This window comes from uncultured Kiloniella sp., assembly GCF_937128705.1.
GTDB lineage: Bacteria > Pseudomonadota > Alphaproteobacteria > Kiloniellales > Kiloniellaceae > Kiloniella.
The window spans coordinates 1-12,435 of record NZ_CAKZMP010000249.1 but is presented as its reverse complement, the minus strand read 5'-3'; the positions used below and the strand labels follow the sequence as shown (position 1 = coordinate 12,435).

The window sequence follows — 12,435 nt, the reverse complement described above, 5'->3', positions numbered from 1 at the left end:
TGTCGTCGCCATAATTTCACTGATAAACTATTCGTATTTGGCAAGCTAGTGGCAGGCCGGTGTCAAGAAGATGACCTATTAAAATAAAAGGCCGGAACTCTGAAAGCGCCGGCCTTTTATTGTTACAAACAATGAGCTTTAAACGTCGAGGTTAGCAACTTCCAACGCATTAGTCTGGATAAAGTCACGACGTGGCTCAACCACATCGCCCATAAGGGTCGAGAAAATATCAGAAGCCTCGTCACTGTGACCAACTTTTACCTGTAGAAGGGTTCGTGCGTTTGCATCCAGCGTGGTTTCCCAAAGCTGATCCGGGTTCATTTCCCCCAAACCCTTATATCGGGATACGTTAATGCCCTTACGACCAAGATCAAACACAAGGTTTGCCAAAGCATTTGGCCCAGTGATTGTTGTTTCCTTGTCTTTCACGCGATAGGTCGAGCTGGCCGCGTAGAATTCCTGCATCTCATCAGCAAGACTATTTAGACGACGCGCTTCGCCAGTCCGGACAAGCGTCAGATCAATTACACGGCGCTCTGTCAAGCCACGTAAAGTACGAGTCAGTGTCATTTCACCGTCCACCGTGTTCGTCTCAGCGGTCCACCCACGTTGTAATTCAGGCAGGTTTTCATTCATCCGCTTTACAATTTTTTCTGCAACAACAGGTGCGCGCTTTTCATCTAGCAACAATGGTTCACTTAATGCGCCCAGAATTGTCGCCTGTTCAACCAACTCGACGGACCCTACCTTGCGGATAAGCGGGATCATCAGATTACGGGCAGTGACCGCGTTGGAAACAACCTCAATCAAATCTTCTCCAGCAACCTGAACACCTTCTTTGGTTTCAAGAAGAGCATCCTTGACACCACTACTGATCAGATAGGATTCCATCATGCTGTCATCTTTCAGATAGCGAATAGAATCACCTCTTTTTGCGCGATAAAGCGGCGGCTGAGCAATGTAGAGATAGCCCCGTTCAATAATTTCCGGCATCTGGCGATAGAAAAATGTCAGCAACAGTGTACGGATATGGCTTCCATCCACATCCGCATCGGTCATGATGATGATCTTATGATATCGAAGCTTCTCGATATTAAACTCATCACGCCCGATCCCCGTACCCAATGCTGTAATGAGAGTTCCGATTTCAGTGGAAGAAAGCATTTTGTCAAAACGGGCACGCTCAACGTTTAGAATTTTACCCCGCAACGGCAAAATAGCCTGAGTTGCACGATCGCGTCCCTGTTTGGCTGATCCCCCCGCAGAATCACCCTCGACGATGAAGATTTCTGAAAGGGCAGGATCTCGTTCCTGACAATCTGCCAGCTTTCCTGGTAGCGAAGAAATATCCAAGGCCCCTTTACGTCGGGTCAGCTCACGTGCTTTACGCGCAGCTTCACGTGCCGCAGCGGCTTCAACGACTTTCCCGACAATCCGTTTCGCTTCATTGGGATGCTCTTCAAAGAACTGTCCAAGACGATCGTTAACAATATTCTCAACAACAGGACGAACCTCGGATGAAACCAATTTGTCTTTTGTCTGGCTAGAGAATTTCGGATCAGGCACTTTAACGGAAAGAACACAGGTCAAACCTTCACGCGCATCATCGCCTGTCAGGCTGACTTTTTCTTTCTTCATCAAGCCAGAGGACGTCGCATAAGAATTAATCTGACGCGTTAAGGCCGCTCTGAAACCCGCCATATGGGTTCCGCCATCACGCTGTGGAATGTTGTTGGTAAAACACAGAGTATTTTCGTGATAACTGTCTGTCCATTGCATCGCAACTTCGACAGTGATCCCATCTTTTTCGGACTCCATATGAACAACGTCTTCGAAAAGAGATGTTTTGGTCCGGTCAAGATATTGTACGTAGGCCTTAAGACCACCTTCGTACATAAATACAGTTTCTTTTGGCTCGGCATGACGATCATCACGAAGTGTAATGCGCACCCCTGAGTTCAGGAATGCCAACTCACGCAGACGATGTTCCAGTGTGTTAAAATCAAATTCAACCATCGTGAAGGTTTCTTGCGACGGCAAGAAGGTTACATGAGACCCTTTTTTACCATTCGCAGGTCCCTTTTCGATCAAACGACCATCAGCTTCACCGTGAGTAAAAGAGATATAGTGCTCTTTATCATTACGGTAAATATGAAGTTCCAACTTCACAGACAGCGCGTTCACAACAGAGACACCAACACCGTGTAAACCACCGGAAACCTTATAGGAATTCTGGTCAAACTTACCGCCAGCATGAAGTTGTGTCATAATGACTTCAGCAGCAGAAATTCCTTCTTCGGTGTGAATATCAACCGGAATACCACGGCCATTATCGTGAACCGTCACAGATCCATCGCCGTTCAGAATAACACCAACCGTATCACAATGCCCGGCGAGGGCTTCGTCAATCGCGTTATCAACAACCTCATAAACCATATGGTGAAGACCGGAACCGTCATCGGTATCACCGATATACATACCGGGACGTTTCCGAACAGCTTCGAGGCCACGCAGCACCTTAATAGAATCAGCGCCATAATCGCCGTTCTGGCTGCTGTTTTCTTGGTCTTGCATATCGCCGTTTTCGGTCATTTTTACCACTTTCTTCCAAGTTTGACGTTCACGAAGTTATTCCCCCGTGTGGGCCAAAAATACAGCCCCGTCCTTAATCGTTAAATATTGCGCCTTTTCGCCCATGTCTGTGAAGACATTCGCATCAGTTCCTGTCATCCAGGCCTGACAACGCAAGTGTAGTATTTCATCAAAGAGGCTCTTGCGCCGTTTTTCATCGAGATGCGCAACAACTTCGTCCAGCAACATTAAGGGTGCTGCCCCCCGTTCCAACATCACCAATCGCGCATGAGCCAGAACAATAGATAACAAAAGTGCCTTTTGCTCACCTGTTGAACACAGAGAAGCTGGCATATCTTTTTCAAGATGGTGAACCACAAGATCACTTCGATGTGGTCCCCATGAGGCCCCGCCTGTAACAGCGTCTTTTGATCGACTGTCAGCCAAACAGGATCTCAGGTCTTCTTCTACCAACAAGGCAGGTTTGTCTTCTAACCAACCTTCAACAGATCCCTCCAAAGCCAAGCCAGCAATGGGAAAATCACCAATAGTTTGCGCACAAGCATCTATCAGCTTTTCAGTCATCTCACGACGCGCAACAGCAATTGCCACACCGTGTCTTGCCATTCTATCTTCCAACGTGGACAACCATGCCTTGTCCGTATTTCCTGCTTTGAGTAAACGTGATCGTTCTCTCAACGCATGATCATAGGCGCTGGTATTGCCTGCATGTGCAGGGTCAAAGCCAAGAACCAATCGATCTAAAAACTTGCGACGCCCTGCGGCCCCATCCCTAAGCAAACCATCCATTTGCGGCGTTAGCCAAATCGTCGAAAAGACCTCTGCCAACGCTTGTTGGCTTTTACAGGTCTCTCCGTCTACACGGACAATACGACGCTCTCGGGATGTTCCGTTCATATTCAAAGGATCACGACCGGTTCCCACATCTCGTGGTCCATCTTCGGTCATGACTTCTGCGGCAACGGCCCAAGCTTCTGGTTTTTCAGGTCTCGACCTTCTCGCAATTTCTGGCAAGGACGCACTCCGTAAACCCCGCCCAGGATTCATGAGTGAAATTGCCTCTAACAAGTTGGTTTTGCCGACACCATTTGCCCCCGTTAAAATCACTGGTCGCGCATCAACCGTAACTTCCGCACGTTCGTAATTACGGAACTGGGTAAGAACAACCCGACGCAACCAAAGGTTTTCTGACAAGGTTTCGTCAGTCACAAATGATGTTCCATTCTGGGCGGCAGCCTGCATAAGACTGTTTGATCCAGATCCGATTAAACACGCATCGGCATCAGCACATAAAGCGCAGATGTATCAGCAGAATCCCGGACAATCGTTGGGGAAGCAGCATCAGCCATTAAAAACTCTGCAGAATCACCTTCGATTTGTTGCGCAATATCCAGAAGGTATCTGGAATTAAATCCTATATCGAGGGACGTTCCCTCGTAATTCACTTCCAGAACTTCAACCGCGCTACCATTTTCTGCCGACGTGGCAGAAAGCGTTAGTGAAGATCCGTCTAGCGTGATTTTGACCGCACGGCTCTTTTCTGTAGAAATCGTGGAGACACGATCAACAGCGGCAGAGAAAGTCTTGCAATCCAGAACCAAGCTCTTGTCGTTGCCGCTTGGGATAACACGCTGATAATCAGGGAATGTGCCGTCAATCAACTTAGAACTCAGAACTGTTGAATCAAAACGGAACATGATTTTTGTTTCAGAGAGAGAAACTTCAATCGGATCATTGGTTTCATCAATCAGCTTGCGAAGTTCATTAACCGTTTTACGCGGCACAATCACACCGGGAAGGTTTTCTGCACCCTGAGGTAATGGCATTTCAAATCGTGCCAAGCGATGACCATCTGTGGCAACAGCGCGTAACACAGGAATGCCCTCGGCTTCTGTCGCATGAACGTATATACCGTTCAGATAATATCTGGTTTCTTCAGTTGATATCGCAAAGCGGGTTCTATCAATCAGGTTCTTTAGTTCACCTGCTTGAATACCAAAAACCTGAGGCAGATCAGCAACGCCAGCAGCGGGAAAATCTTCGCGCGGCAGTGTCTGAAGCGTAAAGGTAGAACGACCGGCTTTAAGGGTCATCTGCGCGGTTTCAGCGTTGGCCGTCAGTTCGACTTCGGAACCATCGGGAAGCTTTCGCACAATGTCATAGAAAGTATGCGCAGGGGCCGTCGTTACACCCGCATCAACAACTGTTGCCTCAACCTGATCAACAATGGTCAGATCCATGTCTGTTGCCGTCAAGGACAACTTCCCGTCTTTCGCTTCCATTAAAACATTGGAGAGAATTGGAATAGTATTCCTGCGTTCGACGACACTTTGAACATGTGCCAGGGATTTCAACAATGCAGAGCGTTCGATTGTCAACTTCATGATGCTATGACTCAGTCCGTATCTTTCATCAGTACCAGTTCAAACCCCTTCTGGGTAACACCGCAGAACAAGGTCACGATTAGCCCGCATCCCATCATTGACAGCCCTAGGACTTTCAGGGTGGGACTCGGGCGGAAAGTATAGCGGGTTAGTTCACAGAAGGAAAACAATTATAACATCTTATCTACTTATGAGGCGAATTTCCAAAATCTTGGAATCACATCAAGGAGATATGAGTAAAATGATGAAGAACTATCCTCGATTGCCAGTGTCATTAAGCCTAAAAAATGGCGTTTGGCTGACTTAGCTTTCGAGCATCCGGCTGAGAAGTTCAATATCCTCTGCAAACTCTAGGTCTGTGGACTTTAACTCTTCAACTTTCTTCACAGCATGCATAACAGTTGTATGGTCACGACCGCCAAATTTGCGTCCAATTTCAGGTAGCGAACGCGATGTCAGCTGTTTTGAAAGGTACATTGCAACCTGTCGAGGCCGGGCAACTGCTCTAGCACGACGAGCAGAGTGCATATCCGAGACACGTACATTAAAATGTTCCGCGACTTTCTTTTGAATTTCCTCAATTGTCACCCGGCGATCATTTGCCCTTAAAAGGTCGTGTAACACTTCCTGGGTGGTTTCCAGAGTAACCGAGCGCCCAACAAGTGTTGCATGAGCAACAATGCGGTTCAGCGCTCCTTCCAGTTCTCGGATATTAGATGTTATTTTATGTGCAAGAAATTCGACAACCTTTTGCGGGATCTTCACATCCAACTGCTCGGCTTTTGATTCGAGAATGCCCAATCTAAGCTCGTATGTTGTCGGATGGATGTCAGCAACCAACCCCCACCCAAGGCGAGATTTCATGCGTTCTTCAACACCTTCTAGGTCAGAAGGGCTTTTATCCGCAGAAATAATAACCTGACGATTCTGATCAACCAACGCGTTGAAAGTATGGAAAAATTCTTCCTGTGTGGCTTCCCGCCCACCGATAAACTGAACATCGTCGATCATCAACACATCAACTGAACGGAACTGTTCTTTAAAGGACATCGTATCCTTTGTCCGCAAAGCACGAACAAACTGGTACATGAACTTTTCAGCAGAAAGATAAATAACCTTTTTTTCAGGGTGTGCTTTACGAATTTGATGTGCAATAGCATGCATCAAATGCGTTTTACCAAGACCAACGCCCCCATAAAGAAAAAGAGGGTTAAAGGGCACAGCCTCTGCATCAGCAACACGTTGAGCTGCCGCATACGCAAGTTCGTTTGGCTTCCCAACCACAAAATTTTCAAAGGTAAATCGAGGATCCAAAGACCCCGTAATTTGCTGAACTTCGCTTTCCTGCACAGCCTCTACAGGCACACCAGAAGCAACAGGCAAAACCGGTGCCTCTCTCTCTTGGGCACGCAACACCTCGGGCTCATCCTTAGCGTCTACGATAGCAGGTTTTGGTATCGGGCGGGATGGAGACAGAACAACAATATCAACACCGATGGGAGCCCCGATCTCTTCGAGCCAAAGTGCTTGAATTCGATCTTGGTAGTTGCTCGCAACCCAATCGCGCATAAAACGTGTCGGCACAGCCATACGAATAAAGGATTCATCACCAGACAACAATGACAGTGGCTTTAGCCAACTGCGATAAGCGGCCTCGCCAACTTCTGTACGCAGCTTTCCAAGCACACGATCCCATTGCTCCTGAAAAGATAAAACCACCTCACTCTGAGCCATATGCCTCCCCGCCCGTACACACTAACAAATATAAATTACACATTAATCGTCACGATTAAGTCCAAATATGAACAAATCAACAAATGAACCAAAGATTCCCGTGTAAAGACAAAATAAAAACGATCCCAAAATCAATAAAATTTTAGGCTTTACTTACACTCTAATTATCAAGGACGGAATAATCTAAACTCGCAGAAATATTATGCAGAGCAAACCATATTTTAATTATGGATTTCCCTTCCCGAGAGGATGTAATGTACTCGGCAATGACATTTCATGCAATACGATCAGATCAAGAACATGACATTTTTTCGACAAAAATTCAGTCCTTGGGTATCCCCTAAAAGGCGACCCACTAAATCTGGTATGGCCTAACTTCCAAGTAATAAAATTACAACTGGAACACCTGAGAATCCAGACGACTCCGCATAAAAAAAGTCGCACCCCAAAAGAGTACGACTTTTCTTTCAACCCATCCTATAAATGGGAAGAATAACTTAACCCAGTGCTTTAATGCGTCCGTTTAAACGGGACAGCTTACGAGACACTGTGTTTTTGCGTAAGATACCGGCACGAACACCGCGATGCATTTCAGGTTGAGCAGCTTTGAAAGCTTCCTGAGCAGCAGTTTTATCGCCGTCGCCAATCGCAGCTTCAACACTCTTAACAAAAGTGCGAATGCGACCGAGACGTGATGCGTTCAGTTCATAACGACGAGCGTTACGACGGATCCGGGTCTTCGCAGAAAGATGATTAGCCATCGATAGGCGCCTATTCTTCAGTAATAATGAATCTCGAAAGTTGCGGCGTTATAACGGTGCCTTGTGTGTTCGTCAAGCATGATGAGTCAGTTTTGTGAACATACAATGACGTAATGTATCGTTTTAAGGCCCTCATTTACCTACAGACTATCCAATTTTAAACAGAGAACCATTCGATAAACATTGCTAAACCAGCCCTATTAACGGTGTTTCCACTCGGGTTTACGCTTTTCAACAAAAGCCGTCATGCCTTCGCGCCTGTCGTCCAAAGCAAAGGTTGAATGAAAAACCCGTCTCTCGAAACGGAGTCCCTCGGTAAGAGTTGTTTCATAGGCTCTATCAACGGATTCTTTAGCGATCATGGTCACTGGCAAAGAGAAACCTGCAATCTTTTTTGCCGCAGCCAAAGCTTCTTCCATCAAGTCCGCGGCAGGAACAACACGACTTACCAGACCACTACGTTCTGCTTCTTCAGCATCCATCATGCGACCAGTTAGACACATATCCATTGCTTTTGCCTTGCCAATTAAATGCGTAAGGCGTTGTGTGCCCCCAGCACCAGGAATGGTCCCAATGGTGATTTCAGGCTGACCAAATTTGGCTGTATCTGCCGCGATGATAAAATCACACATCATGGCGACTTCGCACCCACCACCCAATGCATAACCGGCTACAGCGGCTATTACAGGCTTTCTTGTTTTTGCCAGAACCTCCCAATCATCGGTGATAAAGTCTTCCCGATAGGCCGATTGAAAATCCTTTCCGACCATCTCTTTAATATCAGCGCCCGCCGCAAAAGCCTTTTCAGATCCTGTCACAACCATACAGCCAATCGCATCATCGGTTTCAAATTCTGAAACGGCTTTACCCAATTCGTCAATCAAACCGACACACAGGGCATTCAGAGCTTCTGGACGATTGAGTTTGATAAGACCAACGCGGTCATGCCTTTCTACGGCAATATATTCATATGTCATTTTAAGCTCGGCTCCTGATTTCATATTTGCTTGGTTTCAGTCTTGCTGTGCGCAGTATCGTAATTTCTTTAGTAAATATTTCTAACTTTACAGCTTCGGAAAGTATTACTGGTTCTAGAGATATTTCTGGTTCTGACTGCACAGATTTCGATTAGCAGAGTGCCGTATGTTTATTGTGAGGGCGCGAGAATAATTCGCAGAATCGATCTGCTGTTTTCCACACCTTCGAGGATCTCAATCTTCAAAACTTCACCTTCACGAACAAACAATCCTTCACCAACAACGTCCCAACCCAACTGCGGCAAGGCCCGACCATAAAACTCTCTCACATCAACCTGCGACAAATGCCCCGAAGCAAAGGCCTCAACAATACGGCCCTCTGGCTTGTCAAAGACAACCCCGAGCTCTTCCATCTCTTCCATACCCGGAACGATTGGTACACCTCCACTACCCGTGAAGAAGCCCCCTTCTGATGCAAGAACAGGACTTGCTAACATTAGCGCACCACCTAGAACCAATCCGCAAAGCGCTTTCAAGGTAATTGGAACAATTCGTAGCATTAGATTAATCATCTTCATCACAACCTTAGCCCTGACAAACGGGACAATAAAAAGTAGAGCGTCCGTTCTGCTGAATACGCTCTATGAGAAACTGGGCATCATCTTTATCATTGCACTTTCGACAAGCTTCTCCTTCGCGTCCGTATACTGTCCAGGAATGCTGAAAATACCCCAGCTCGCCTGAAGCCTGAACATAGTCACGCAAACTGGACCCTCCGGCCTCAATCGCTTTATTCAAGACATCACGAATGGTTATCACCAAAAGGTCGGCCTCTTCGGCTGTCAGGCTCTGCGCCTGCCTTTCCGGTGATATTCCTGATAGGTGCAACGCTTCACAGGCATAAATATTCCCAATCCCGGCGACAACACGTTGATCCAGTATCGTAGCCTTGATATTGGTTTTCTTGTTCTTGATTCGCGCATAAAAATCTGGCCCGTTAAACGTATTCCCTAAGGGTTCCGGCCCCAGATCCTTAAAAGCCTTATGGGTTTCAAGATCATTAATATGAACAAGGTCCATCATACCAAAACGACGCGGGTCGCAATATCTAATTTCGTCCCCACCATCAGTTTCAAAAATAATATGATCATGGGCCCCAAGGGGTGGACGCTTATCCCCTTGCAAAATCGTTACCCGACCAGACATCCCGAGATGAAAAAACAAAACCATTTCATCATCAAGATGCGCAAGCACATACTTTGCCCGACGCTTTAACTGCTCAACTTTACGACCGGTTAGTCGCTCTGCCATATTTTCAGGCAAAGGAAAGCGGAGATCATCTCGCCTTTGTGTGACTTTTTTGAGTATACTCCCTTCAAGACTGGGGCGTAAGCCACGCATAACAGTCTCGACCTCGGGCAGTTCTGGCATAACCTTGTTTTCCTTTGCGTTCGACAAGCAGCAGTACTATATCATTCAAGCAGAAACACTAAAGTGCTTTACACAAGCCACAGCAATATAACTGCTCCAGAGCTTCGCAGTTGGAACTTTCTAATGGCAAATAAAACAAACAAACAATCTTCAACAGACACAACTCACTTCGGGTTTGAAGAGGTTTCCGTAACCGACAAAAAAAATCGTGTCCGTGGCGTTTTTGAAAGCGTTGCAAGCAAATACGATATCATGAATGACCTCATGAGTGGGGGGGTTCATCGGTTATGGAAAGCATCTCTGATCGACTGGATTAACCCACAGCCAGGCGAAGCCCATTTGGATGTTGCTGGCGGGACAGGCGACATTGCCATGCAGATTATTGACCGTGTCGGACGCGATAAGGCCGGCCCTGTGACGGTTTGCGACCTGACACCGGATATGATGCTTGTCGGCAGAGACAGAGCCATTGATCAGGGCATTTTGAAGGGACTTAGCTGGACCTGCGGTAATGCCGAGAGCCTTCCCTTTCCAAGCCGGAGTATGGATGCCTACACCATTGCCTTTGGTCTTCGGAACGTGACCCATATTGACTGGGCCTTGGCAGAGGCCAGACGCGTTTTAAAACCAGGTGGACGTTTCTTCTGTCTTGAGTTCAGCCAAGTTGTCATGCCAATTCTGGATCAGATTTACGACCAGTATTCCTTTAAAATCCTGCCAAATATGGGACAGTTGGTCGCGAATGACCGCGAATCGTACCAATATCTCGCCGAATCAATTCGCCGCTTCCCGCCGCAGGACGATTTGATTTCCATGATGCAGACGGCCGGTTTCGAAAAATGCAGCTATAGAAACCACACTGGTGGTGTTGCCGCTATACATTGCGGATGGCGTATCTAGATATTTCAATGAAGTACATTTAATGTTCAAAAATATAGCGACACTTCTTCGTCTTTTCCAAATTGCCCGTGTTTTTGCCCGTCACGATGCCTTAGCTGTGCTCGAAGAAAAACGCCTTGTCCCCGGCAAGCTTGCCGCTATTGCTGTGTGGATTGCCCGCAAAGCATCCAAAAAGAATACCGAACTTCGGCCCGGACAAAAGTTAGCCGCAGCGTTAACTGAACTTGGTCCCAGCCACATAAAGCTCGGACAATTTCTTTCTACCCGCGCAGATATTCTTGGCGACCAGTTTACAGAAGATCTTGCCCATTTACAGGATCAACTTCCCGCTTTTGATGGCAAGAAAGCGATTGCGATCATCGAACGAGAACTACAAGGAAAGATCGACGACTTCTTCCTGTCTTTTGATGATACACCTGTTTCAGCCGCCTCTATTGCCCAAGTACACTTTGCAGAAACTCTGGATGGCAATCTGGTTGCTGTTAAAGTTTTAAGGCCCGGTGTCGAAGAAGATTTCAAAAAGGACCTGACCCTTTTTTACAGCCTTGCTGGATTACTGGAAAAAGCACGTCCTGGACTAAAGCGTTTCAAATTAACCGAAGTCGTTGAGACATTTCACGAGACAGTGCGCCTTGAAATGGATCTCCGGATGGAGGCTGCCGCAGCGTGCGAGCTTAGTGACAACTTTGCCGGCGACTACACCTATGACACACCAGAGATTGATTGGGATAGGACTGCCCGTCGCGTTCTGACCATGAGCAGAATCGAAGGAATTCCGTTAGATGATCGTCAGGCGTTGCTTGATGCCGGACATGATCTGGAAGAAGTTCTGACAACCGCCGCTGCAATATTTTTCAATCAGGTCTTCCGCGATGGATTTTTCCACGGGGACCAGCATCCAGGTAACATGTTTGTCGGCGACGACGGCAGAATCGTCGCTGTCGACTTTGGCATCATGGGTCGAATAGATAAATCCACCCGCCACTTTCTTGCGGACATGCTCATTGCCCTTTTGAAACAAGACTATCTCCAGCTGGCAAAAGCCCATGTTGCCGCCGGGATGATTCCGCCAAATCAAAAGATAGAGACCTTTGCTCAAGCGTTGCGATCGGTTTGCCAACCAATAATGGGGAAAGATCTAAGCGACTTTTCTTTTGCTAAGTTGCTGGGTCAGATGCTGCATCTGGCCGAATCCTTTGATATGACAATTCAACCACACCTACTGTTATTACAAAAAAATATGGTTATGGCAGAGGGCGTCAGTCGAGGACTTGAAAAGAATCTAAATCTTTGGGCGATATCCCAACCACTCGTCGAAGAATGGATCATCGAGAACCGAGGACCGGAAGCCATTTTCAGGGAAGGTGTCACAAACCTCTCTGACAGCCTCAAAGCACTCCCTAAATTAATACACAATCTTGAGGCAGCATCCGGGGTTTTCTCTCAGCAAGGTCTGCGATTACACGACAAAACCATTCAAGACTTTCACAGTGAAAGTAGTGGCACAGCCAAGTGGGCATTTATCATCGCAATTGCCAGTTTCACATTTTCCACTGGATTTGCTGTAAATTTTATATTCTTCAATAGTTAACAATTATTAACATCTACTGTTGACAACTGAGTGATTTAGCCAAAAAATTAATATGTTAATTTACG

The 12,435-nt window shown here is 46.7% G+C and carries 10 protein-coding genes; 2 read left to right on the top strand and 8 right to left on the bottom strand.

What is annotated here, in order from left to right; all coding sequences use genetic code 11:
* Positions 1-138: 138 nt before the first annotated feature.
* The 8 genes from gyrB to mutM all read right to left on the bottom strand — a co-directional run bounded on the left by gyrB (position 139) and on the right by mutM (position 9,879).
* Positions 139-2,592: a DNA topoisomerase (ATP-hydrolyzing) subunit B gene (gyrB, locus tag Q0241_RS12975; protein WP_299378117.1), complete on the bottom strand. Its 2,454-nt coding sequence runs from the start codon at positions 2,590-2,592 to the stop codon at positions 139-141.
* A 36-nt stretch (positions 2,593-2,628) separates the two neighbouring features.
* Entirely contained in the window at positions 2,629-3,801 is a 1,173-nt protein-coding gene (gene recF / locus Q0241_RS12970; RefSeq protein WP_366941183.1) for a DNA replication/repair protein RecF, read from the bottom strand.
* 56 nt (positions 3,802-3,857) lie between these two features.
* Positions 3,858-4,976, bottom strand: a complete 1,119-nt coding sequence (gene dnaN / locus Q0241_RS12965; RefSeq protein WP_299378112.1) for a DNA polymerase III subunit beta — start codon at positions 4,974-4,976, stop codon at positions 3,858-3,860.
* A gap of 303 nt (positions 4,977-5,279) precedes the next feature.
* Positions 5,280-6,710: a chromosomal replication initiator protein DnaA gene (gene dnaA / locus Q0241_RS12960; protein WP_299378109.1), complete on the bottom strand. Its 1,431-nt coding sequence runs from the start codon at positions 6,708-6,710 to the stop codon at positions 5,280-5,282.
* 497 nt (positions 6,711-7,207) lie between these two features.
* Complete coding sequence (rpsT, locus tag Q0241_RS12955; protein WP_299378107.1) at positions 7,208-7,471, bottom strand: 30S ribosomal protein S20; 264 nt, start codon at positions 7,469-7,471, stop codon at positions 7,208-7,210.
* 200 nt (positions 7,472-7,671) lie between these two features.
* The gene (locus tag Q0241_RS12950) at positions 7,672-8,448 is read right to left on the bottom strand and encodes an enoyl-CoA hydratase (RefSeq protein WP_299378104.1); all 777 of its coding nucleotides are present in this window, start codon (positions 8,446-8,448) and stop codon (positions 7,672-7,674) included.
* A 170-nt stretch (positions 8,449-8,618) separates the two neighbouring features.
* Complete coding sequence (locus tag Q0241_RS12945) at positions 8,619-9,026, bottom strand: hypothetical protein (protein ID WP_299378101.1); 408 nt, start codon at positions 9,024-9,026, stop codon at positions 8,619-8,621.
* A gap of 7 nt (positions 9,027-9,033) precedes the next feature.
* Positions 9,034-9,879, bottom strand: coding sequence for a bifunctional DNA-formamidopyrimidine glycosylase/DNA-(apurinic or apyrimidinic site) lyase (gene mutM, locus Q0241_RS12940; protein WP_299378099.1), 846 nt, complete (start codon positions 9,877-9,879; stop codon positions 9,034-9,036).
* A 123-nt stretch (positions 9,880-10,002) separates the two neighbouring features.
* On the opposite strand from mutM, the gene ubiE reads away from it, so the two are divergent.
* Complete coding sequence (ubiE, locus tag Q0241_RS12935; RefSeq protein ID WP_299378097.1) at positions 10,003-10,779, top strand: bifunctional demethylmenaquinone methyltransferase/2-methoxy-6-polyprenyl-1,4-benzoquinol methylase UbiE; 777 nt, start codon at positions 10,003-10,005, stop codon at positions 10,777-10,779.
* 22 nt (positions 10,780-10,801) lie between these two features.
* Positions 10,802-12,370, top strand: coding sequence for a 2-polyprenylphenol 6-hydroxylase (gene ubiB, locus Q0241_RS12930; RefSeq protein WP_299378095.1), 1,569 nt, complete (start codon positions 10,802-10,804; stop codon positions 12,368-12,370).
* The last annotated feature ends 65 nt before the right edge of the window (positions 12,371-12,435 follow it).

Excerpts from the sequence above, each read along its gene's own strand:
- gyrB (WP_299378117.1), bottom strand. The coding sequence starts at position 2,592 with ATGACCGAAAACGGCGATATGCAAGACCAAGAAAACAGCAGCCAGAAC.
- dnaN (WP_299378112.1), bottom strand. The coding sequence starts at position 4,976 with ATGAAGTTGACAATCGAACGCTCTGCATTGTTGAAATCCCTGGCACAT.
- Q0241_RS12950 (WP_299378104.1), bottom strand. The coding sequence starts at position 8,448 with ATGACATATGAATATATTGCCGTAGAAAGGCATGACCGCGTTGGTCTT.
- Q0241_RS12945 (WP_299378101.1), bottom strand. The coding sequence starts at position 9,026 with ATGAAGATGATTAATCTAATGCTACGAATTGTTCCAATTACCTTGAAA.
- rpsT (WP_299378107.1), bottom strand. The coding sequence starts at position 7,471 with ATGGCTAATCATCTTTCTGCGAAGACCCGGATCCGTCGTAACGCTCGT.
- ubiB (WP_299378095.1), top strand. The coding sequence starts at position 10,802 with ATGTTCAAAAATATAGCGACACTTCTTCGTCTTTTCCAAATTGCCCGT.
- ubiE (WP_299378097.1), top strand. The coding sequence starts at position 10,003 with ATGGCAAATAAAACAAACAAACAATCTTCAACAGACACAACTCACTTC.
- mutM (WP_299378099.1), bottom strand. The coding sequence starts at position 9,879 with ATGCCAGAACTGCCCGAGGTCGAGACTGTTATGCGTGGCTTACGCCCC.
- dnaA (WP_299378109.1), bottom strand. The coding sequence starts at position 6,710 with ATGGCTCAGAGTGAGGTGGTTTTATCTTTTCAGGAGCAATGGGATCGT.